Raw genomic sequence first — 22,789 nt, forward strand, 5'->3', positions numbered from 1 at the left:
GTGTACGTCGCCGCGCTGTGCCTGGAAGGCGACGTGGCCGTAGGGGTTGACGATCGGGAACGAGACGGGGGAGTCGTCGTTCTTGATCAGGACGACATCTGCCTTGGCTCCGGGGGTGAGCCGGCCGAGGTCGTCCCGACCGAGGGCATGGGCGCCACCGCGCGTCGCCCAGTCGACGACCTGCTCGGCGCGCAACGAGCACGAGGTGACCGTGTCGCCCTTGACGTGGGCCTCCAGGTGCTCGCGTGAGCGGTCGGCGCCCAGCGTCGTACGCATTGCCGAGAACAGGTCGCCGCTCCACCACACGCTGGTGTCCTGCGACAGCGACACCGGGATGTCGTACCGACGCACCTGCCAGGTCGGGGGATAGCCCTGGCCGGCGCTCGACTCGGACTCCGTCGAGACCGAGATCGAGCCGCCAGATGCGGCGATCCGCTGGTAGGAGTCGGCGCTCAGGGTGGCCGCGTGTACATAGATGTTCTCCGGGTTGGCGAAGCCGTTCTCGTGGATCAACCGGATGCCGTCGTCGTTCGTCGCGCCCCAGACGCCGGCGTGGGTGGTCACCGCGAGGCCGAGGTCGCGCGCCACCTCGAACGCCGCCTTCTCCGGGAACGACGGGTCGCCGGTCACGTCGAAGGCCAGCTGGAAGCCGAGCATGTCGCCGGCACCGGTACGACGCCGCTCGAAGAAGTCGCGGACGGCCGGGTCGGCGGTCCACTCCCACGGTCCGGCCTGGATGTTGCCGTAGGCCAGCACGAACCTGCCCGGGACCGACTGCAGCGCGTCGACCGCGGCGTCCGCATGGTCGACCGACTGCAAGCCGTGCGACCAGTCGACGGTGGTGGTGACGCCGGCCTCCAGCGACTCCCACCCGGAGAGCACGTTGCCGGCTGCGATGTCCTCGGGGCGGAACGTCTTGCCGTGCTCGAGGTAGTACCAGACGAAGTACTGCGTCAGGGTCCAGTCCGCGCCGTAGGCCCGCATCGCGGTCTGCCACATGTGCCGGTGGGTGTCGATCATCCCGGGCATCACGATGCCGCCGGACGCGTCGATCTCCTGCGTGCCCTCGGGTACGTCGAGGCCCGCGCCGACCGCCTCGATCTTGTCGCCGACGACCAGGACGTCGCCTACCCCGTGGATCGTGTGGCTGTCGTCCATGGTGAGCACGGTGCCGCCGCGCAGGACGATCGAGTCGGTCATGGGTCCTCCCTGGTGGCGCTTGTCGTCTGTGGTGCCTTGGTGCGAAAGCGTCCGTACGTGTGTCCGCTTAGCGGTCAATCTCGACCCGGTACGCCGCAGTGTCAAGGCCTTGACGCGCTCCGACGGCGCTGGTGGACTCTGTCGGACACCTGTCCGTACAGAGGCAAAGGACTGCGCGCGTGGCCGACCGTCCGACCGGACCGCTCTCCGGGCTGCTGGTCGCGGACTTCTCGCGGGTGCTCGCCGGGCCGTACGCCACGATGCTGCTGGCCGACCTCGGAGCCGAGGTGATCAAGGTCGAGGCGCCGGCCGGCGACGACACCCGGGCCTGGGCGCCGCCGGTACGCGACGGCATCTCGACGTACTACCTCGCGGTCAACCGCAACAAGCGCTCGGTCGTCCTCGACCTCAAGGACGACGTCGACGTCGTCCTCGCGCGCGAGCTGGCCGGGCGGGCCGACGTGATGATCGAGAACTTCCGGCCTGGCGGCCTCGACCGCTTCGGGCTCGACTTCGACGCGGTGGCGAGCGGCAACCCGCGCATCGTCTACGCCTCCATCAGCGGCTTCGGTACGACGGACCAGGGGCGGGTGCTGCCCGGCTACGACCTGATCGTGCAGGCGATGTCAGGGTTGATGAGCCTCACCGGTTCTCCTGAAACGGGACCTTTCCGATCCGGGATCTCTGTGTTCGACGTGATGGCCGGCATGCACGCGACCATCGGCATCCTCGCCGCCCTCAACGCCCGCCAGACCTCCGGCGTCGGACAGCACGTCGAGGTCAACCTGCTCTCCTCCGCTCTCTCGGGGATGGTCAACCAGACCAGCGCGTACGTCGCCGGCGGCGTCGTCCCGCAGCGGATGGGCAACAGCCACCCGAGCCTCTACCCCTACGAGCCGATCCCGTGCGCCGACGGCGAGCTGATCATCACCTCGGGCAACGACGCGCAGTTCCGGAAGCTGTGCGAGGTGATCGGCGCACCCGAGCTCGCCGACCACCCGCGTTTCTCTCGGATGAAGGACCGGAACGCCCACCGCGACGAGCTCCGGCCGCTGCTGATCGAGCGGTTGAGCAAGCGCACGAGGATGGAGTGGTTCGCAGACATCATCGCCGCGGGCGTCCCCTGCGGGCCCATCAACGACGTCTCCGGTGGCGTCGGGTTCGCGACCGAGATCGGGCTCGAGCCCGTCGTCGACGTCGGCGATGGTGAGGCGATGGTGCCGTCCATCCGCAACCCGATCACGTTCTCCGAGACGCCGGTCGACTACCGCCTCCCGCCGCCCGGGCTCGACGAACACGGGGAGGAGCTCCGACGGTGGCTGTCGGACGAGGGGAATTCGGATGAGTGACGTGGAATTCCCGACCTCCCTCGGAACGTCGACGGCCGACGAGATCCGGTTGCTGGGGCAGAACCTGACCGAGGACCTGATGGGTCAGGTGGGATTCGGCGAGCTCGCCCTCTGGCTGGTGACGCTGCGCCGGCCGACGCCGTCGGAGGTCCGGGTCTTCGAGGCGGTGCTGGTCGCGCTGGCCGACCACGGGTTCACGCCGACCGCGATCGCGGCCCGGCTCACCTACCTCTCCGCGCCCGACTCGCTCCAGGGCGCGCTCGCCGCGGGGCTGCTCGGTGGCGGGTCGCGGTTCCTGGGCGTGACCGAGGACTGCGGCCAGTTCCTGCACGCCGTACTCGATGGACAGGCCGACTTGCCTACCGATGATGCCGGCTGGGACGCGCTCGCCCTCGACGCCGTACGACGTGCGCGCGAGGCCGGCCGGTACGTGCCGGGCCTCGGGCACCCGGTGCACAAGGTGCTCGACCCCCGCACCCCCAAGCTGATCTCGATCGCCGAGGAAGAGGGCCTGCGTGGCCCACACCTGCGGCTCTTCGAGGCGATCGGGAGGACACACGAAAGCGTCCTGGGCAGAAGACTTCCACTCAACGGCGCGGGTGTCTGCGGTGCAGCGCTCGCCGACCTCGGCCTGCCGGTCGACCTGCTGCGCGGCTTCGCCCTGCTCGCCCGGGCCGCCGGACTGCTCGGGCAGATCGCCGAGGAAGCACGACGTCCGATCGGGATGGACGCCTATCTCACCGTCGACCGGAACGCGGTCTACGTCGACCCGACAGCCGAGGAGGACTGAGACATGGCCACCGTCGCCGCGGTCATCGCCTCGACCCATCACCCCTTCTACTACCGGGCCAGCACGAGCACCGGCGACGAGCGCCCGCCGTTCGCCGACGAGTGGCAGGCGAAGATCGAGACGTTCCGCGAGACACTCACCCGCGCGGAGCCCGACGTCCTGGTGATGGTCGGCAGCGACCACTTCCATCAGCTGTGGCTGGACAACATGCCGCAGTTCCTGGTCGGCAAGGCGCCGTACTACGACGCCAACTGGTACAACGAGGAACGCGAGTTCCACCTCCCGCGCTTCCGGCTCGACGGTGACGAGGAGCTGTCGCAGCACATCCTCCGCGGCGGCCTGGACCGCGACTTCGACCTGGCGTTCAGCAACGAGCTGCGGATCGACCACAGCATCACCTGCCCGATCATCACGCTTCGGCCGCAGGCAGATCTGCCGATCGTGCCGGTCTACACCAACATCTTCGCCCCGCCCCTGCCGCAGCCGAAGCGGTTCGTCCAGCTGGGCCGGGCGATCCGCGAGATGGTCGAGTCGTGGGAGAGCGACAAGCGAGTGGCGATCATCGGCACGGGCCACCTGTCGCTCGAGCTCGGGGGGCCGCGCCAGTTCGGTGAGCACGGGCCCGACCCGGACTTCGACCGGAAGGCCGTCGAGTGGATCGCGAACGGCGACATCGACGGCTGCTGTGGCGAGGTGACGCTCGACAGCCTGCACCTGCCGGGCAACGCCACCCACGGCTTCATGGACTTCATGCTGATGATGGGCGTCGCCGGCGAGGGCGTGAAGGCCGACTACGTCGACTCGCTCGACCTGTTCCACACGATGGAGGCGTACTTCACCTGGTATCCCGAGGGGGCGCTCGCGTGAGCAAGTACCTGTTGGACAAGTTCCTCTACACCGTCGACCGCGACCCCGAGCTGGTCGAGCGCTACCGCGAGGATCCGGCCGGGACGGTCGCATGGTGGGAGGAGGAGATGGCCAACTCGATCCTCAACTGCCATTCCGGCGAGAAGTCGACTTGGCTTGTCCTCTCCGACGAGGAGCGCGACGTGCTCGTGCGACACGACCACGTCCGGCTCTTCGAGCTGGGCGCACACCCGTTCCTGACGCTGACCCTCTTCATCGCGATGTTCGAGCGCGACCACGGGCCGTTGGAGTACCAGATCGCGTACGGCCAGGCGCTCAAGCACCTGCCGCAGCCCTACCCGGACATCGCGACATGAGAGCTGCCGTCCTCCATACGCCCGGACAGTCGCCGTCGTACGCCGAGCACCCGCCGCCGACCGCGGCGGCCGGCACCACGACGGTCCGGGTGACTGCGGCTCCGCTGGTGCCGCTCGACCTGCTGTGCGCCTCGGGGACGTCGTACTTCGGCGTCCCGGCCACGCCGTACGTACCGGGCGGTCAGGGCGTCGGCGTCGTGGAGTCCTCGGACGTCCATCCGGTCGGCGCCCGCGTCTGGTTCTTCGCGACCGCCGGGATGCAGCCGGGCGACGGCGCCCACGCCGAGCTGTGTGCGGTGCCGGACGTCGACGTGGTCCCGATCGAGGCCGCCGTGCCGGACGAGCTCGCCGCCGCGTTCGGGCTCTCTGGCATCGCCGCCTGGATGGCGCTGTCGTGGCGGGCTCGGCTGCAGTCCGGTGAACGCGCGCTGATCCTCGGTGGCGGGGGCGCGGTCGGACAGGTCGGGATCGGCGTCGCCCGGGTGCTGGGCGCGTCCACGGTGGTCGCGATGGCGCGTCCGGAGTCGATGTCGCGCGCCGAAGCGTCGGGCGCGGACGTCGTCGTACCGCTCGAGGGTGAGGTCGACCTGGTCGCGGCCGCACTGGCCGAACACGGGCCGTTCGATGTCGTCCTCGACCCCGTCTGCGGCGTCGCATCGACCGCGGCGTTGCGGAACCTCGCCGAGCAGGGCCGGCTCGTGAACCTCGGCGGCGCGGCGAGCGACCAGGCGACGTACTCCTCGGCGGTCATCCGCAGCCGCACCGCGTCCGTGCTCGGGTACACCAACAATGCCCTGACCTCCGACCAGCGCGGCGAGGCGATCACCGCCGTCCTCGGCCACGCCGCCGCGGGCCGCATCCGGATGCAGTACGACGTGCGCCCCCTAGCCGAGGTCGAGCAGGTGTGGACCAGCAAGGTGGCCGGTGAGTCCGAGGTGCGCTGCGTCCTGGTGCCCTGAGGCGACCCCAGGTCGATCGATACCGCCCCGGGGTGGCCACGCCCCCAGGGGTCCCCTAGCCTGGCCACGGACCTCGAGCACCGCGCAACTCCGAGCGCGGTGTGCCCTGATCTCTTGGGGGATTGACCGTTGCCTCGGGTACTCCGCATGCCTGATGTCGCGGGCGACTCAGACGACGGCGTGCTCGCCGCCTGGCTCGTCGAGGAGTCCGCACGTTTCGACGCGGCCCAGACGATCGCCTACGTCGAGACCGCGCACGAGCTCTTCAGCGTCGAGGCCGGCCGCCCCGGGCTCCTGCTCAAGACCCTGGTCGAGCCGGGCACCCGGGTCGAGCCGGGTAGCCCGATCGGGATCCTGGGCGAGCCGTGGGAGCAGGTGGAGGACCTCGAGGCCGTCCTCGCCGAGCTCGGGATCGTACGTCGCGAACCCGTCGGCGCCGGCTCCCTGCTGGAAGCGCCCGTGGCCGCGCACCGCGCCGACCCGACCGCGCCCGGACCCGTCGACGCACCCGAGCCGCCCCCGATGGTCGTCGACGCGTCGCTGGTGGAGGCGGAGTCCGCGGGTTTCGGGACCCTCGCAGAGCGAGCCGCCCTCTCCTCGGAACCCGTGGCGGAGAAGCCCGACGACCACCCGGCCTCACTGCACCACTACCTCCGCGCCCGGGTGCGGGTGGACCGGCTGGTCACGCTGTCGACCCGTCTCGAGCGAGACCGGCCCGAGTCCAGCGTCCTCGACCTGGTTGCCCGTGCTGTCGTCGCCGCCCATCGCCAGGTGCCCCAGATGGGGGTCGCCCGGATCGAGCAGGACAAGGGCGCGTCGCCGGGCATCCCGGTGACCTACCCCGGGCGGTTCGGGGTCGAGGAGGCCGCGGCGGTGGTGCCGACCGGCCAGGCCGCAGCGCTCGCGGTCGGCGCAGTCCGCGACGAGCCGGTCATCGATGCCGGTGCGGTCGTGCCGGGCAAGGTGATGACGCTGACCCTGTCGGTGCGGGCCGGCCGGGTCGACGACGTCCAGGCCTCGCGCTGGCTCGCCGTACTGGTGGCGCTGCTCGAGCGCCCGGAGTGGCTCATCGACTGACGGCGGCGCCGCTCCGTCGTACGGTGAACACGTGGACCACGCGAGCGCTCAGGACTGGCTGGACCGCTATCTCGCGGCCTGGAAGTCGTACGACGCGGACGACATCGCCGCACTCTTCAGCGAGAACGTCTGCTACCGCTTCTATCCGTACGCCGAGTGGGTCGAGGGCCGCGACGAGGTCGTGGCCAGCTGGCTCGCCGGCGACACCGACGCCCAGGGCTCGACGCGCGACGAGCCGGGGACCTACGACGGGTCGTACGCGCCGGTGGCCGTGGACGGCGACGTGGTCGTGGCGACCGGGACGACGACGTACACCGCGAGCCCGGGCGGCCGGGTCACCGAGGTGTTCGACAACTGCTTCGTGATGCGGTTCGACGACGACCGGCGCTGCCGCCAGTTCACCGAGTACTACACCAAGCGTCCCGCGCCCGACTGAGTCACGGGTGACCCGGCGCGTCTGACACCGACGTTTCGGGTCGTCCGCTTGAGAGGCCACTAGGACGTCCGCTCAGGCGGACGACCCGTCGCTCACGGATGGATCCTGGCGACCCTGACGCTGCTCACGATGAGCACATCTTCGAAGACGTCGCCACTGACGTGAGCCCGGCTCTGCGGTGGCTAGCCGCCGCTGCTGGATCGTGCAGCCCCGACACTTTTCGGTGTCCGCGAGTCAGTCCGATCGATGAACAGATCGTCACCGGTAGTTCCCCTTGACTTCAAGTTCGCTTGAGCTGCCAGGCTGCGGGCAAATCGAGAGAGAACGGTGAACTCATGAGCGCACGCGCGGTCCCGGCCATGACTGGCTTCGCACTCCACCTCGTCGTCGAGAACGTCCCGACTGCGGTGGACTTCTACGAGCGGGCGTTCGGCGCGCGGGTGACCCGCGTGCTGCACCTGCCGGACGGATCCATCGCGACCGCCGAGCTGGCTATGGACGGACTCGAGGTGGCGCTGGCCGCGCCGATGCCGGGCACAACGTTGGCCACACCGCGCTCGACGGCCACCTCCGTGGCCGCCTTCCGGTTCGCCGTCTCGGACGCTGACGCCGCGATGGACCGGGCGGTCTCGGCGGGCGCGACGGTGCACTCACCGGTGCAGGATGCGTTCTGGGGCGTGCGGACAGGCGAAGTGCTGGATCCATCCGGGCACCGGTGGGCCTTCGACCAGCGCCTGCGGGAGATTCCGGTGGAGGAGATCGAGGCGCAGCTCGCAGCCATGTTCGACAGCGCGTGATTGATCGGCTTGCCTTTTGCGGGTGAAGGTCGAATCGGGCCACCCCTGTTCGTGGAAGAGGTGACGGCGCGCTCAGCGCGGCGACACCACGACCACAGGAGATGTCCGAGATGACCGAGACGAAGCCCTCTGGGGCCCTGGCCCGCCGCCTCTACGGGCTCAACGAGCCGATCGCGCTGGTGCCGTACGCCGCCCCGGAGCCGACCGCCGAGGTCATGGCGCTCGGGTACCGGAACTACTGGGACACCTACTTCGCCGGGCGCGCCGCTCCACTGGGGAGGGTCCCGGCCGAGGTGGTGCACGCGATCTTCTACAACTTCGCCGACGGCGAGGTCGCGCGACACATCCCGCACGTCTGGGACATCGCCACTCCCGAGGCGGTCCTCGCCGCTCGCGAGCGGGGCTGCGCGGCTGCCGTGCGGCGGATCCTGGCCGACCAGGCCGAGTCACCCGGCGTCGCCCGAGCCGCCGACCTGGCCACCAAGGCGGCCACCGGCGCCCCGATCGAGGGCCGTGCTCTCTTCGCGGGGCTGCGAACGCTCCCTGTCCCCGACGAACCCGTCGCCCGGCTCTGGCACGCGGCCAACCTGCTCCGCGAACACCGGGGCGACGGGCACGTCGCCGCCCTGGTCTCGGAAGGCATCGGCGGGCTCGAGTCCCACGCGCTGCACGCGGTGTCCCAAGGCATGCCGGCGGAGAAGTTCGGCCGGATCCACCACCTCCCCCCGGCCACGCTCGCCGAAGTGGCCGAGGGGATGCGCGCACGTGGCCTCATCGACGACGCCGGACGGATCACCGAGATCGGGCGCGAGACCAAGGAGCGGATCGAGTCACTCACCGACGACCTCGCCGCACCGGCCTACGCCACCCTGACCCCGACCGAGCTCGACCAGCTCATCGCCGACCTCGAGCCCCTGGCTGCAGCGTTTGACGCCGTCGGGTCGGAGTAACGATCCTCCTCGACCCGAACGTCGAGCGTGAACGCCTCGGCGGTGCTCGTCAGCACGTTGCCGGCCATCCCTGACTCCGCCTCGTCGGACCCGCCGCGGTGTTCTTCCGGACAATGTGACCATCAGACTCGGCGTGCCCTGATGCCAGGATGGCCAGATGAGCACGATGGTGCGGGGCGCCGCGGTGTTGTTCGCGTTCACGTGGCTGTCTGTGCCCGGTTGGGGCGCCATCGACCTTGGTGTCAGCTGGAGCGCCGACTGGAACCCCGTGCTCTCGGGTGGTTGGGGTCTGTTCTTCTCCGTCCTGGTCGCCGCCCCCTTCCTCGTCGTCGCGCTGCGCCCCCGTGCGGCGGCACCGGCGGTCTGGACACTCTTGGTTGCCTGCGGATGCCTGTTCGTGGCCGCGGTCATCAGCCGCGAGCCAGAGATCGTCGGGCTGCTCCTGTGGCTGTTGGTGGGCATCGGAGCGGTCGCGCTACCGGTCGTCGAGCGCTGGTATCCCTTGAGCCTGAGCGTTCAGCTGCCCCTGCTGGCGCTGGCTGCGGTGACGGGCGCGCCGTGGCTTGCGTATGCCTGGGTGATGGCGGACCGGAACCGTCAGCACCGCCCGGACACCGACTTCAGCTCGGGCGCCGACCACTACTCCGTACAGGCGGCCCTTGCGCTCGCTCTGTTCGCCCTCGCCGTGCTCGCTGCCGGTTGGACGCGCGGTCAACGACAGGTGGGCACGTACGCCGCCGTGTGTTCGATCTATTTCGGAGCGCTGAGTCTCGGGTGGCCCGGATACCCGGGCAGTGTCGAGAAGGGGTGGGCCATTGCCTCGGTCGTGTGGGGTGTCGCCCTCGGCCTCTGGGCATGGCTGCCGCGACCGATGACCAGCTCAACCACCTCGACACCGCCGGCGCCGATCGGCTGAGTCGCCGAGCCGAGTGACACGGCCGCCTCGAAGGCCGCGCCCATTCGGTGCCCTCAGGGTTTGCGCCGCTCGTGGGCTCGGTGGGCGCGACGGCGGGGGACGCTCAGCAGAGGATGCGGGCGCGCTCGGGGTCGAAGAAGGGCCTGAGGGAGACCCGGGTGGGGACGCGGGTGCCGGCGATGTCGATCTCGAAGGAGCCGCAGGCGAGGTCGGCGGCGGTGATGGGCTCGTCGCGGGCGACCTCGGCGATGCCGCACGCGGCGCCGAGGGAGTGGCCGAAACCACCGCTGCGAACCGGACCGACGGGCTTGCCGTCCCAGTAGACCGGCTCGTCGCCGATCAGGTCGTGGTCGGGCGAAGAGAGGAGCACGTTGACCAGGCGACGCGTAGGAGGGCCCGACTCGCGCTGCTTGAGCAGCGCCTCGCGGCCGACGAAGCCGCCGGGCTTGTCCCACGCGACGGCGAAGCCGAGCCCCGCCTCGAGCGGGGTGTCGGTGGAGTCGATGTCGTGGCCCATGTCGCGGAAGGCCTTCTCCAGTCGCATCGTCTCCAGCGCGCCGACGCCGGTGGGGCGGAAGCCCAGGTCGGCGCCCTCGCGCAGCTGGTCGTACAGCGTGGCGCCGAACTCGGTGGGCACGAGCAGGTCCCAGCCGAGCTCGCCGACGTACGTCACCCGGAGCGCCCAGAGCGGGGTGTAGCCGAGCTCGACCTTCTGCGCGGTGAGGTACGGGAAGGCGTCGTTCGACCAGTCGTTCGGGCTCAGCGACTGGAGCAGGTCCCGCGACCGAGGACCCTGCACCGACAGCAGGGAGAACCCGCTGGTGACGTCGGTGACGGTGAGGAACTCGCGCTCGTGCGTCTGACGGCGGATCCACGCGGGCACCCGGCGGTGGATGGTGTCGCCGCTGATCACCATGTACCGGTCCTCGGCGAGCCGGGTGACGGTGACGTCGGCGATGATCCCGCCGCGCTCGTCGAGCCACTGGGTGTACACGATCCGGCCGACCGCGGTGTCGACGTCGTTCGCGCAGACTCGGTTGAGCACCGCCATCGCGTGCGGCCCCTGCACCAGGTGGTGCGACATCAGTGTGAGGTCGAAGATCGCGAAGTTCTCGCGGGCCTGGAGGTGCTCCTCGCGCGTGCGCTCGAAGGCCTCACCCCGCGTATAGCCCCACTCGACGGTCGGGGTGACACCCGGGCCGGCGAAGTAGTCGGGGAACTCCCAGCCGCTGGTCGTCACGAAGTGTGCACCGTCGGCGACGTGCTGGGGGTGGTACGGCGAGCGTCGTACGTCGCGACCGCGTTGGTACTCGGCGTTCGGCCAGGACAGGTTGTTGAGCAGGAAGCCCAGCCGCTCGACCGTGCGCTCCTGGCGGAAGAGCCGGGTCGCCTGGAACTCGTGCGCCCGGTCGACGCCGACCGTGGTGAGGTCGATCGGCGGGTGCCCCTCGATCAGCCACTGCGCCATCACGTGGCCGAGGCCGCCGCCGGAGAGGATGCCGACCGAGTTCAGGCCGCAGGCAAGGTAGAGGTTGTCGACCTCGGGCGACTCGCCCAGCATCGGCGAGATGTCGTCGGTGAAGCTCTCCGGCCCGCAGAAGAGCGTCCGGATCCCGGCGTCCTCGAGCGCCGGGAAGCGCCGCATCGCGACCTCGAGGAACGGCGCCAGCCGGTCCCAGTCGGGAGGCAGCACGGCGAACGCACTGTCGCGCGGCGTACCGTCCAGTGACCAGGCCGCGGCGACCGGCTCGAACATCCCGACCAGCAGGCCGCCGCCCTCCTCGCGGTAGTAGCCGTAGGACTCGGGCTCCTCGATCACCGGCACCGACTCCGGCGTGACGCCGTCGATCTCCTCGGTCAGCAGGTAGTAGTGCTCGGCCGCCTGGAGCGGCACGGTGACCCCGGCCTTCGCCGCGAGCTCGCGTCCCCACAGCCCCGCCGCCAGCACGACCTTCTCGCACTCGATCTCGCCGCGCTCGGTGCGGACGCCCACGAGGCGGTCGTGATCGAGCACGAAACCGGTGACCTCGGTGTCCTCGAAGATCCGCGCGCCGCGCTGCCGGGCACCCTTGGCCATCGACATCGTCACGTCGACCGGGTTGGCCCGGCCCTCGTCCGGCGTCCAGAAGCCGTGGATGACGTCGTCGGTACGGATCAGCGGCACCAGCTCGGCGACCTCACGCGGCGACAGCACCTCCTTGGTCATCCCGACCGAGCGCATGTACGCCGTCTCGCGACGGTAGGCCTCGTCCCGCCGCTCGGTCGTGGCCAGCTGGAGGTAGCCGCACTTCCGGAACCCGGTCGAGAGCCCGGTCTCCTCCTCGAGTCGGGCGTACAGCTCCGCGGAGTAGCGCGCCATCCACAGCGCGTCCTCCGTCGTACCCCCGGAGACGACCTCGCCGGCCGCGTGCCAGGTCGTACCCGACGTGAGCTGCTTGCGCTCGAGCAGTACGACGTCGGTCGCGCCCAGCATGGCCAGGTGATAGGCGATCGAGGTCCCGACCACGCCACCCCCGATGACGACGAACTGAGCTCGGCTCGGCAGATCCTTCGACGGACCGGTCGGTGCGTCGTCGGCCCGAGCCGCAGCCGGGTTGATGGCGGTGAAGTCGAGCGACATGGGGGAACCCTGCCAGTGTCTGAACGGTCGTTCAACCTCCCTGGCGAACAGCCAGAAGGCCAGGGCCTCGCTGAAGCGGCGGGAGATTCGGTCTGACGCTGCGCAGGATTCAGTGCGCAGGCGGGGCTGTCGATCCGCGGACCACCAATGACAAGGGCAGCAGCACGGACCGTGCCGGTCGCGAGGGATCGGCGATCGAGTCCAGCAGCAGCCGCCCCGCCTCGGCCCCGATCTGCAGGTGCGGGATCGCGATCGTGGTCAGGGGCGGACGCAGCTTGTCGAGGAACGGCATGTCGTTGAATCCCACTACGCTCAGCTCGGTGGGGCACGCGATGTCGCGCTCACGGAAGACGTCGTAGCAGCCCAGCGCGATCAGGTCGTTGCCGGCGAAGATGGCGCTGAACTCCGTGCCCGCGTCGAGCAGTCGCCGCAGTCCCTCGGCCCCTGCCTCCTCACTCCAGCTGTCGGTCGTGGTGATCAGGTCCGGGTCCTCAGCCAGGCCGAGGTCGCGTACGACGGTGCGGAACGCGCGGGCGCGCGTGACGCCGGTCGAGGTGTTGGCGGGCCCGGCGACGTGGGCGATCCGGGTGTGGCCCAGGTCGGCCAGGTGGCGGACGGCCTGCTCGACACCGGACGCGTCGTCCGGCGTGATGGACGGTACGTCGACCCCTTCCGGCCGGCGGTTGACCATCACCATCACCACGCCCTCCCGGTGGAGCTGCTCCATCAGTGGGTGCTCGACCCGCGCGGTCGCCACGATCAGCCCCTCGACCTGGCGGGAGCGCAGGTGCTCGATCTGCCACTGCTCACGTCCCGGGTCGTTGTCGGTGTTGACGATCAGGCCGCTGTACCCGGCCGGCTCCAGCACCTCCTCGATCCCGCGCACGATCGGCGGGAACAGCGGATTGGTGAGGTCGGGAAGGACGATGCCGACGGTGCCCGACTTCGCGGTCTTGAGTCCGCGGGCGATCGGGTTCGGGCGGTATCCGAGCTGCTCGGCGACCTTCATCACCCGTCGCGCCGTGTCGGCGTTGACCAGTCCGCGGGTCGCCGGGTTGAGCGCGCGGGACGCGGTGGCTGCGTGCACGCCCGCGGCCTCGGCCACGTCGCGGAGCGTCGGTGCGGGCACGGTCGTACCCTACGGCCGTGCCGGGCTCGGACCGGCGGGGCGCCAGCGAGCTCGGACACCCGCGGCCGCGATCCCGAGGGGTACGGCGAGCGCCGCGCACACCGCGAACAGCACGTCGTACCGGCCCTCGTCGGCGAGTCCCGAGGCGACCACGGCCGCGAGTGACGACCCCACGAAGAGCAACCCGGCGAAGAACGAGACGACCGTGGCGCGGGCGACCGGCATCACCTCGGTCGCCCAGGTCTGGAGGCTCGAGTGCATGGCGGTCCAGGCCAGACCGAGCAGGATCGCGGCGACGAGGCCGGCCGCGACGCCCTGAGACGCCGTCAGCGAGAGACACGCGGCGACCGCCGCCAGAGCGCCGAGGCCGATCAACCGCGACGGGTGCCAGCGCTGCGAGAAACGCCCGACGAACGGGGAGAACGCGAAGACCGAGACGCCGTACACCCCGGTCACGAGGCCTGCGACGGTTGTCGACGCGCCGGCGTGCTCCAGAGCCGGAGGCAGGAGGGTGATCGTGCCGAGCAGGACCGCACCCTCGGCCAGCGCGCAGAGCAGGACGAAGAGCGTGATGGGCGAGCGGGCGACGTACCCGATCGGGCGCAGGAAGGTGCCGCCGTGGTGCTCCCGCTCCGGCTCGGGAAGGGCGCCGAGCCGAGCCGCGAGCACGACGGCCGCCAGCCCGGTCAGGACGAACATGAACCGCCAGGTCAGCAGGTCGGCCACGACTCCGGCGCCCACCGAGGCCAGCGCCGTCCCGAGCGCCGTCCCGACCATCAACCGGGTCACGTCGCGCTGCCGGACGTCGGCGCGCACGGTGTCACCGAGGTAGATCAGCGCCGCCGGGTACGCCGCGCCGAACAGGCCGCCGGCGAGGCCGCGCGTGATCCCGAGCGCCAGGACCGTCCCGGACGCCGCCGAGATGATCGAGCAGATGCCGGCCAGCAACAGCGTCACCCGCATCGTGTTCACCCGGCCGAACCGGTCGGACACCACCCCCCACACCGGCTGGCTCAGGCCGTAGACCAGGAAGTAGACCCCCACCGCCCGCACCACCGAACCGACCGGTGCGCCGAGGTCGTACGCGATCGCGACCAGCATCGGCGACATCGCGAACCGGTCGAACGTCGCCACGAACGCGGCGCGCTGCAGCAGCCCGATCGCGCTCGGCCGCGCGCCCCGCACCGATCTAGTGGACGTCGACAAGCCCGGAGTCCTCCGCCAGGGCCGCGTCCATCACGTCGTACCCGTCGACCACCTCCGGGAGCCACGCGGTGCGGAGGGCGACCAGCGTCTCCAGCGACTCGCGGTCGACGCGACCGTCGGCCACCAGGCCCTCGTCGACGCTGCGCATCCGCTCGACGTAACGCCGGGCGAGCGTCTCGTCGAGCGCGAGCCTGCGCCGGGCAGACGCGACGGCCTCGGCGTCGAGCGAGCCGCCGAGGATCTCCGCCGCGGTCTCGGTCAGGGCGCGAGCGAGGAGCCGACCCGTCTCGAGGTGCTCCTCACCGACCACGGCGACCACGGTTCCGAGGTACGGCGAGAAGTGGTCGGTCACGCCGGCCAGCCGGACGCAGCCGGCGGCCTCGGCGAGCAGGTCGTTGCCCGCGTTCAGCATCGTGGCGTCGCACTCGCCCGTGAGCAGGGCCTGCAACCGCTTCGGCGTCGAGCCGAGGGTGACCAGCTCGTACTCGTCGCGCCGTACGCCGAGCCGCTCGGCGAGCGCGTACAGCGCCAGCGCGAAGCCGGAGTGCGGAACGTCGACGCCGACCCGGGCGCCGCGCAGGTCGTCGGCGATGAAGCCGGGTCGGCCGTAGAGCCCGAGCCCGAGCGCGCGATCGACGGCACCGACGATGCGGGCGTCGAGGAGCCGGCCGACCGGGTTGTGGGGGTTGAAGCGATAGGCGAGCACGTTGTCCGGGCTCGTCAGTGCGACGTGGAGGTCACCGTCGGCCAGCGAGCGGAACTGCGCTGGCGAGGACGGGACCGGGTGCTCGGTCACCTCGATCCCGGCGGCGTCGAGAAGGCCGGAGGAGGCCGCAAGGTCGAGCACGACCGGGGGGCTGAACGTGCCGACATCGACGGGGATCACAGCGGCCTCCTCCGGGTGGTGCCGTCGACGATAGCCGATATTGCACTCGTTTGCAGTAGCGCTTCGGCACGTGCAGTGTTGCTTGACATGCGGACCTGACTGCACAAAACTGCACTCGTTTGCAGTCCACGTCGACACGCGCCCAGGAACGGAGGACCGGGATGGACGAGAGGGTCACCTCGGCGATCGCGCACTGGGCTCCGCGGTTCACCGCGAACGGCGTGACTCCTGCCGACTTCGCCCGGGTGACGGCGTCGGTGGAGACCTGGCCGGAGTGGTGCGCCGCCTGGGTCGCCGTGGGCGAGCAGCACGAGGCGCTGGGCCGCGGGGCCATCGCGGAGGGCCGGCTGCGATCCGGTGGCGAGCATCTCGCCCAGGCCGCGGCGTACTACCACTTCGCGAAGTTCGTCTTCGTCGAGGACCTCGACCAGATGAAGGCCGCCCACGCGCGCGCGGTGGCGGCGTACACCGACGCGCTGCCGCACCTCGACCCGCCCGGCCGCCGCGTCGAGATCCCCTTCGAGACCGGCACGCTGGTCGCGGTGGTCCGGGCGCCGTACGGCGAGGGACCCTTCCCGGTCGTGCTGATGATTCCCGGCCTCGACTCGACCAAGGAGGAGATCCGCTCGACGGAGCAGACCTTCCTCGACCGCGGGCTCGCGACGTTCAGCGTCGACGGGCCCGGTCAGGGCGAGGCGGAGTACGACGTGAAGATCCGTGGCGACTGGGGTCCCGTGACCGAGGTGCTCTACGACGCGATCGGCCGGCAGTCCGACCTCGACCGCGACCGGCTCGGCGTCTGGGGGGTGAGCCTGGGCGGCTACTACTCGGTCCGCGTCATGGCCGCCCTCGGTGACCGCGCGACGGCCGGCGTCGCCCTCGCCGGACCCTTCAACTTCGGCGAGTGCTGGGACGGCCTGCCCTCGCTGACCCGCGACACCTTCCGCGTGCGGTCGGGAACGGCGTCCGACGAGGAAGCTCGCGCCGTCGCGCACACGCTCGACCTCGCGCCGGTGGCCCGCGACGTCGCCGCCCCGATGCTGCTGGTCTTCGGCCGGAAGGACCGGCTGATCCCCTACCAGCAGGCCGAGAAGGCGCATGCGGCCGTGCCGGGCAGCGAGCTGCTGATGCTCGAGGAGGCCAACCACGGCTGCGCCGACTACTCCCCGTGGCACCGGCCGCGGACAGCCGACTGGCTGGCCCACCATCTCGGCGGTGACGTCGGCGACCCCGGCGTCACCGCTGCAGCACGCGCGAAGGCAGGAGTCTGATGTCCGTCTCGGAGATGTCGATCGGCTGGATCGGTGCCGGGCGGATGGGCGCCGCGATGGCGGGGCGGCTGGCGGCCGCGGGCGAGGACGTGACGGTCTGGAACCGCACCCGCGCCAAGGCGGAGGCCCTCATCGACTCGGGCTGTCGGGTCGCCGACGCGATCGCCGACCTCCGCGACCGGGACGTCGTCTTCACCATGGTCTCCGCGCCTGCCGACCTCGAGCAGGTGCTGACCGGCGACAGTGGCCTGCTCGCCGACCCCGACCGCCTGCCCGGTGCTGTGGTCGACTGCTCGACGGTCGACGCCGAGACCTCTGCGGCGATGCGGGAGGCGTGCGCCGAGCACGGGGTGGACTTCTTGTCGGCGCCGGTCAGCGGCAACGGCAAGGTGGTGCGGGCCGGTCTGCTGACGCTGGTCGTCTCCGGTCCGGAGGAGACGTGGCTGAAGGTGGCGCCCTTGCTGGACCACCTCGGCCAGGGCGCGACGTACGTCGGCGAAGGGGACGTCGCGCGGCTCGCCAAGATCTGTCACAACGTGATGCTCGGCGTGGTCACCCAGTGCCTGGCCGAGATCACCGTGCTGGCCGAGAAGGGCGGGATGTCGCGCGCGGCGTTCCTGGACTTCCTCAACAAGTCGGTGATGGGCTCGACGTTCACCCGGTACAAGTCGCCGGCGTTCGTGCACCTCGACTACAGCCCCACGTTCACGCCCCTGCTGCTGCGCAAGGACTTCGACCTCGGCTTCGCCGCCGCGCACGACCTCGACGTCCCGATGCCGGTCGCCGCCGCGGCCGCCGCGGCCGTGCAGGCGACCGTGAGCACGGGCCGCATCGACGAGGACTTCGCAGTCCTCCTCGACCTCCAGGCCCGCGGCTCCGGGCTCGAGCTGAAGCCCGAGGACGTCGAGGTGGATGACGGCCTCTCGGGAGGAGGTACGCCGTGACCCGGCCGCTCCCCGCCCCCGGCCACATGGGGGTCGACTACGAGGAGCGGGTGGACTTCGCGCGGCTGCGCGACTACCGGCTGAGCCGGGCCAAGGCCGCTCTGGACGCCAGCGAGTGCGGGGCGTTCCTGCTGTTCGACTTCTACAACATCCGATACACGACACACACGTGGATCGGCGGCGCCCTCGGCGACAAGATGATCCGTTACGCGCTGCTGACCCGTGACCGCGACCCCGTCCTGTGGGACTTCGGGTCTGCGGTGAAGCACCACAAGCTCTACTCACAGTGGGTGCCGGAGGAGAACTACCGGGCCGGGTTCCTCGGCTTCCGCGGGGCCGTCGCGCCGACCGTCGGGCTGATGGAGTCCGCCGTTGCCGAGATCAAGTCCATGCTGACCGAGGCCGGCGTCGCCGACCAGCCGGTCGGGGTCGACATCGTGGAGCCGCCGTTCCTCTTCGAGATGCAGAAGCAGGGGCTGACCGTCGTCGACGCGCAGCAGCACATGCTCGACGCTCGCGTCATCAAGTCGCGCGACGAGATCACGCTGCTCACCCAGGCGGTCGCGATGGTCGACGGCGTCTACCAGGGGATCGTCGATCGGCTGAAGCCCGGCATCCGCGAGAACGAGATCGTCGCCTACGCGAACCAGCGTCTCTACGAGCTCGGCTCCGACCAGGTCGAGGCGATCAATGCGATCTCCGGCGAGCGCTGCAACCCGCACCCGCACAACTTCACCGACCGGATCATCCGTCCCGGCGATCAGGCGTTCTTCGACGTCATCCACTCCTTCAACGGCTACCGGACCTGCTACTACCGGACGTTCTCGGTCGGGAGCGCGACCCCGCCCCAGCGCGACGCGTACACCCAGGCACGCGAGTGGATGGATCGCGGCCTCGAGGGCATCCGCGCCGGCGTCGGCACCGACGAGGTGGCCGCGCTGCTGCCGAAGGCGGAGGAGTTCGGCTTCGGCAGCGAGATGGAGGCGTTCGGGCTGCAGTTCGCGCACGGACTCGGTCTCGGGCTGCACGAGCGGCCGATCATCTCGCGGCTGAACTCGATGAAGGAGCCGATCGAGCTGGAGGTCGGCATGGTGTTCGCGCTCGAGACGTACTGCCCGGCGTCCGACGGATACTCCGCCGCGCGGATCGAGGAGGAGATCGTGCTCACCGAGGACGGCCCGCAGGTGCTCACGCTCTTCCCCGCGCAGAACCTCTTCATCGCCAACCCGTACTGAGAGGACCCCATGGGCGACTTCACTCTCGACCAGATCGCCGACCTGCCGCTCGACCTGCTCATCGGCGGCAAGGCCGTCGCCGCGTCCGACGGCGGGCGCTTCGAGGTCGTCGACCCGGCGACGGGCGCGGTGATCACCACGGTCGCCGACGGCACCGTGGACGACGCCATGGCAGCGGTCGACGCGGCCGACGCGGCGGCAGATGGCTGGGCGGCCACCGCCCCGCGCGACCGGGCGGAGGTGCTCCGCCGGGCCTTCGAGCTGATGAGCGCGCGGGCCGACGAGCTCGCCCACCTGATCTCGCTGGAGAACGGCAAGGCGCTGGCTGACGCGCGCGGTGAGACGGCGTACGCCTCGGAGTTCTTCCGGTGGTACGCCGAGGAGGCGGTGCGGGCGTCGGGCGAGCTCACCACCGCGCCGACGGGCGCGAACCGGATCATGGTGGTCCGCCAGCCGGTCGGCATCGCAGTGCTCGTGACCCCGTGGAACTTCCCCGCAGCGATGGCGACCCGCAAGATCGGGCCGGCTCTGGCCGCCGGGTGCACGGTGGTGCTCAAGCCCGCGTCCGACACCCCGCTCACGGCGCTTCTGATGGGCAGGATCCTCGACGACTCCGGAGTCCCCGCGGGCGTCGTGAACGTCGTACCCGCGCGCCGGTCCGGTGCCGTCGTCTCCGCGATGCTGCACGACGCGCGGGTGCGCAAGCTCTCCTTCACCGGCTCGACCGAGGTCGGCCGGATCCTGCTCAAGGAGGCCGCCGACCAGGTCGTGAACTGCTCGATGGAGCTCGGTGGCAACGCGCCGTTCCTGGTCTTCGAGGACGCCGACCTCGATGCCGCGCTCGAGGGTGCGATGGTCGCCAAGATGCGCAACGGCGGGGAGGCGTGCACCGCCGCCAATCGGTTCTTCGTGCACGCCGACGTCGCCGAGGAGTTCTCCAGCCGGCTCGCGAAGCGGATGTCGGCGATGCGGGTCGGGCCGGGTACCGCCGACGACACCCAGGTCGGGCCGCTGGTCAACCAGGAGGCGGTCACCAAGGTGACCGAGCTGGTCAAGGGGGCGGTCGACGCCGGCGGGCAGGTCGTCGTCGGGGGCACCCGCCCCGACCGCCCCGGCTACTACTACGAGCCGACCGTGCTCACCGACGTACCACCCTCAGCCCCGATCCTGCGCGAGGAGATCTTCGGTCCGGTGGCGCCGATCGTGACCTTCACCGACGAGGCCGAGGCGATCCGGCTCGCGAACGACACGGAGTTCGGGCTCGTCTCCTACGTCTACACCGGCGACCTCGCGCGCGGCCTGCGGGTCAGCGAGGCGATGGAGTCGGGCATGGTCGGCCTCAACCGCGGCCTCGTCTCCGACCCCGCCGCCCCCTTCGGTGGCACCAAGCAGTCCGGCATCGGCCGCGAGGGCGGGCACGAGGGGATGCTGGACTACCTGGAGAGCAAGTACATCGCCGTCACCTGGTGACCACGGCGGGCGGCGTCACTTCGCCGGATCTGGGGACGCCTGAGCACGCAACCTCACGGCCAGATCAAAGTGCGCAGCCGGCGATGGCGACGGCGGTCGTGGACGGACTGCCCGCGATGTGTCGGGTGGATCCGGTCCTCAATCAGGTAGCGGGCTTGGGCCTCGATGACGGTCTGGTTCATGGTGGTGTTCCTTTCCGACTTCGTTCTGTTGGCGCGTCACCTCGTGGGCGCCCTGTCACGTCTTCAACGAACACCTCCGCGCGGATTCGACACCGGAGGCACGACTTTCCGCGGTGACTTTCGGGCATGCCGGTGCATCAGTGGGACGGTGGAGGAGGCGCGCGCTCCCCGCGTCCTGTCGCCATGGGGTTCTCCATCGGGGTGCAAGTGCCCAGGACGACCAGGGCTGGCACCGCGACGGTTCGCGACGATCAGCGATACCCCGCTACCTTCATGTTCAGGATTGGCCAGTAGCCCCCTTTCACCCGCTCGAGCGCCGGCTCATCCGCGGTGCGTCGATCCGCTGGCTGACGGGCTCGCCGGAAGCTAGCTCTCATGATGGGTGGTCGGGCGCTGTTGGCCTGACGCGGATGGGTAGGAACGTCATATCCGTCTGCGTGGATAGGGTTCGCGCCCATGAAAGGGCTGATGCAGAGCGCGCTGATCGTCACCATTCCGGAGGCTGAAGAGGCCGTCGCCGTAACCCGCGCCCGGCTTGACGATTCAGCAGCCTTCGGCATACCCGCGCACGTGACCGTGCTATTCCCATCCATGCCACCGTCGGAGGTCAACGCACGAGTGATCGGGGCTCTCGCCGCCGCGATCTCCACCGTCCCAAGGTTCAATGCCACGTTCGAGAGCACCGGCTGGTTCGGCACGAACGTGCTGTGGCTCGCCCCGAACCCAGCCGCCGTCTTCGGAGCACTGATCACGGCTGTTGCTGGTCGGTCGCCTCGCAGGAGTTGGTGAGCTGCCAGGCGCCTACGTTGAGCCGGTTCGCGTTGGCCCAGCCCGTTCCCTTTTGCGCTGGCGTCGAGGACACTCGACACAGCGGCGTGGCACAGGCGATGCCAAGCCGTGAGGGGATCGTCATGTCTGACACGCTTGGGAACGCCGCGCCCGACGAGGGTTCGAAGGCTCCGCCAGTTCCACCGGTGGCTCTCCGCACGTACACGGCGATCCGTGTCGGCGTGGTCGCTGTGATTCTCGCTCTCGGTTTCGCGGTGTGGAGAGAGATCGTGAACTCTCCGCAGGCCTGCGTGCAGCGGTCGCTGAGCGCCTACTACTACACGCCGGTCAGACCGATGTTCGTTGGCGCTCTACTGGTCATCGGCTTCGCGATGATCGTGATGTGGGGCAAGACAGCGATCGAGGACGCAACTCTGAACCTGGCAGGCCTGCTACTGATAGTCGTGGCTTTTGTCCCCACGCTGGACGCGAACTACTGCAGCATTCGGACCTCGGCCGGGCGCACAGTCTCGAGCCCGGAGTCTAAGCAGATAGCCGATAACGCGTTGATCCAGGCGAACGCGGCGACGGTCGCACGGAGTTTCAGCGCACTCCTATTCATGCTCTGGGTGCTCCTGATCGTGATCCCGATCGCCGGCTGGATCACCTACCGCAACGCACAGAAGAGGTTTGAAGAGAACCCTAAGGACGACCGGCGACCGAACTCGGAGGCGTTGCGTGCCTACGTGATCACCTGGGTGCTGTCGCTCTTGGTCGTCATCATCTACACCGTGCTGTACCAGGACGCCGACAACCTCGACAGTGCCTTCAACCACAAGCTGCATGCATGGTCAGCGAATATCGCTGTTGTCCTCATCATCGTGGCTGTCGGGTCTGCCGCCCGCCAGAAGGCCAAGGAAGCTAAGCGTGGCCATCCAGCCGCGAAGAAGTGGTCGCGGTTCTACGCGGCAATTGCGGTGGCAATGGCGTTGGCTGCGCTCATCATCAAGGGTGGCGACACGCTCGACCTCTTCTCCGGCTGGTGGGATGACCACGCAACGTTCATGGTGGAAGCGATCCTGATCGGTCTCCTCGGCATCTTCTGGAGCCTCCAGACGATCGACCGGAGGAACGAGGGCGCCCCAAACTTTGAGCGTGCACCGGCGAAGAGGCCCGACACTGATCCGAAGGTCCAGGCCGCCTAGATCTCACGGTCACTCGTCCACGATGCCGCCAACAACAAGCGCGTCACACCGCCGGGTAGGTGCCTCATCTTGTCCTGGTCGTAGAACTCGCCGGCTGATACTCGTCGTGAGGGTTCGCACTCGCAATTGTCTGCGGAGCGAGCAAGGTGTCGGCCACCATCCGAGTGGCGCGACGC

General features: G+C 70.0%; 22 protein-coding genes. 16 read left to right on the forward strand and 6 right to left on the reverse strand.

Annotated features, from left to right (window positions below):
- Window positions 1-1,200, reverse strand: a 1,200-nt coding sequence (locus VGJ24_RS10545) for an amidohydrolase family protein (protein WP_331500532.1), incomplete at its 3' end; no start/stop codon positions are given.
- 179 nt (window positions 1,201-1,379) lie between these two features.
- Between VGJ24_RS10545 and VGJ24_RS10550 the strand changes: the two genes are divergently transcribed.
- From VGJ24_RS10550 to VGJ24_RS10595, 10 genes are all read left to right on the forward strand, one after another.
- The gene (locus VGJ24_RS10550; protein ID WP_331500533.1) at window positions 1,380-2,549 is read left to right on the forward strand and encodes a CoA transferase; all 1,170 of its coding nucleotides are present in this window, start codon (window positions 1,380-1,382) and stop codon (window positions 2,547-2,549) included.
- Window positions 2,542-3,339 (forward strand): citryl-CoA lyase, encoded by a 798-nt coding sequence (locus VGJ24_RS10555; protein WP_331500534.1) that lies wholly within the window; start codon window positions 2,542-2,544, stop codon window positions 3,337-3,339. Before VGJ24_RS10550 ends, VGJ24_RS10555 begins: the two co-directional genes overlap by 8 nt.
- A 3-nt stretch (window positions 3,340-3,342) precedes the next feature.
- Window positions 3,343-4,206 (forward strand): hypothetical protein, encoded by an 864-nt coding sequence (locus VGJ24_RS10560; protein ID WP_331500535.1) that lies wholly within the window; start codon window positions 3,343-3,345, stop codon window positions 4,204-4,206.
- Window positions 4,203-4,562: a hypothetical protein gene (locus VGJ24_RS10565; protein WP_331500536.1), complete on the forward strand. Its 360-nt coding sequence runs from the start codon at window positions 4,203-4,205 to the stop codon at window positions 4,560-4,562. The genes VGJ24_RS10560 and VGJ24_RS10565 overlap by 4 nt, the downstream gene beginning before the upstream one ends.
- Window positions 4,559-5,521: a zinc-binding alcohol dehydrogenase family protein gene (locus VGJ24_RS10570; protein WP_331500537.1), complete on the forward strand. Its 963-nt coding sequence runs from the start codon at window positions 4,559-4,561 to the stop codon at window positions 5,519-5,521. Before VGJ24_RS10565 ends, VGJ24_RS10570 begins: the two co-directional genes overlap by 4 nt.
- A gap of 147 nt (window positions 5,522-5,668) precedes the next feature.
- A complete protein-coding gene (locus VGJ24_RS10575; RefSeq protein WP_331500538.1) occupies window positions 5,669-6,598 on the forward strand; it encodes a 2-oxo acid dehydrogenase subunit E2 in 930 nt (309 codons plus the stop codon).
- A 31-nt stretch (window positions 6,599-6,629) separates the two neighbouring features.
- Window positions 6,630-7,034, forward strand: a complete 405-nt coding sequence (locus tag VGJ24_RS10580; protein ID WP_331500540.1) for a nuclear transport factor 2 family protein — start codon at window positions 6,630-6,632, stop codon at window positions 7,032-7,034.
- Between the two features lie 335 nt (window positions 7,035-7,369).
- On the forward strand, window positions 7,370-7,831 hold the full coding sequence (locus tag VGJ24_RS10585; protein ID WP_331500541.1) for a VOC family protein: 462 nt from the start codon (window positions 7,370-7,372) through the stop codon (window positions 7,829-7,831).
- Between the two features lie 110 nt (window positions 7,832-7,941).
- Entirely contained in the window at window positions 7,942-8,781 is an 840-nt protein-coding gene (locus VGJ24_RS10590; protein ID WP_331500542.1) for an SCO6745 family protein, read from the forward strand.
- Window positions 8,782-8,947: 166 nt separating this feature from the next.
- A complete protein-coding gene (locus VGJ24_RS10595; RefSeq protein ID WP_331500543.1) occupies window positions 8,948-9,697 on the forward strand; it encodes a hypothetical protein in 750 nt (249 codons plus the stop codon).
- Window positions 9,698-9,800: 103 nt separating this feature from the next.
- Here VGJ24_RS10595 and VGJ24_RS10600 read toward each other — a convergent pair whose 3' ends face one another.
- The 4 genes from VGJ24_RS10600 to VGJ24_RS10615 form a co-directional block, all read right to left on the reverse strand.
- Entirely contained in the window at window positions 9,801-12,317 is a 2,517-nt protein-coding gene (locus tag VGJ24_RS10600; protein WP_331500544.1) for an FAD-dependent oxidoreductase, read from the reverse strand.
- Between the two features lie 109 nt (window positions 12,318-12,426).
- Entirely contained in the window at window positions 12,427-13,446 is a 1,020-nt protein-coding gene (locus tag VGJ24_RS10605) for a LacI family DNA-binding transcriptional regulator (RefSeq protein ID WP_331500545.1), read from the reverse strand.
- A 9-nt stretch (window positions 13,447-13,455) separates the two neighbouring features.
- A complete protein-coding gene (locus VGJ24_RS10610; protein WP_331500546.1) occupies window positions 13,456-14,631 on the reverse strand; it encodes an MFS transporter in 1,176 nt (391 codons plus the stop codon).
- A gap of 4 nt (window positions 14,632-14,635) precedes the next feature.
- The gene (locus VGJ24_RS10615; protein ID WP_331500547.1) at window positions 14,636-15,538 is read right to left on the reverse strand and encodes a hypothetical protein; all 903 of its coding nucleotides are present in this window, start codon (window positions 15,536-15,538) and stop codon (window positions 14,636-14,638) included.
- Between the two features lie 161 nt (window positions 15,539-15,699).
- Here VGJ24_RS10615 and VGJ24_RS10620 point away from each other — a divergent pair, with 161 nt between their 5' ends.
- From VGJ24_RS10620 to VGJ24_RS10635, 4 genes are read left to right on the forward strand one after another with little or no spacing between them, the layout of a single operon-like run.
- Complete coding sequence (locus VGJ24_RS10620; RefSeq protein WP_331500548.1) at window positions 15,700-16,809, forward strand: alpha/beta hydrolase family protein; 1,110 nt, start codon at window positions 15,700-15,702, stop codon at window positions 16,807-16,809.
- A complete protein-coding gene (locus VGJ24_RS10625; RefSeq protein ID WP_331500549.1) occupies window positions 16,809-17,753 on the forward strand; it encodes an NAD(P)-dependent oxidoreductase in 945 nt (314 codons plus the stop codon). The genes VGJ24_RS10620 and VGJ24_RS10625 overlap by 1 nt, the downstream gene beginning before the upstream one ends.
- The gene (locus tag VGJ24_RS10630; RefSeq protein ID WP_331500550.1) at window positions 17,750-18,988 is read left to right on the forward strand and encodes a M24 family metallopeptidase; all 1,239 of its coding nucleotides are present in this window, start codon (window positions 17,750-17,752) and stop codon (window positions 18,986-18,988) included. Before VGJ24_RS10625 ends, VGJ24_RS10630 begins: the two co-directional genes overlap by 4 nt.
- Window positions 18,989-18,997: 9 nt before the next feature.
- A complete protein-coding gene (locus VGJ24_RS10635; RefSeq protein WP_331500551.1) occupies window positions 18,998-20,458 on the forward strand; it encodes an NAD-dependent succinate-semialdehyde dehydrogenase in 1,461 nt (486 codons plus the stop codon).
- Window positions 20,459-20,511: 53 nt separating this feature from the next.
- On the opposite strand, the gene VGJ24_RS10640 is transcribed toward VGJ24_RS10635, so the two are convergent.
- Window positions 20,512-20,640, reverse strand: a complete 129-nt coding sequence (locus tag VGJ24_RS10640; protein ID WP_331500552.1) for a hypothetical protein — start codon at window positions 20,638-20,640, stop codon at window positions 20,512-20,514.
- A 456-nt stretch (window positions 20,641-21,096) separates the two neighbouring features.
- On the opposite strand from VGJ24_RS10640, the gene VGJ24_RS10645 reads away from it, so the two are divergent.
- A complete protein-coding gene (locus tag VGJ24_RS10645) occupies window positions 21,097-21,429 on the forward strand; it encodes a 2'-5' RNA ligase family protein (RefSeq protein ID WP_331500553.1) in 333 nt (110 codons plus the stop codon).
- Between the two features lie 122 nt (window positions 21,430-21,551).
- Window positions 21,552-22,613: a hypothetical protein gene (locus VGJ24_RS10650; RefSeq protein WP_331500554.1), complete on the forward strand. Its 1,062-nt coding sequence runs from the start codon at window positions 21,552-21,554 to the stop codon at window positions 22,611-22,613.
- Window positions 22,614-22,789: the final 176 nt, after the last annotated feature.

The organism is Nocardioides sp. (assembly GCF_036493135.1).
GTDB lineage: Bacteria > Actinomycetota > Actinomycetes > Propionibacteriales > Nocardioidaceae > Nocardioides.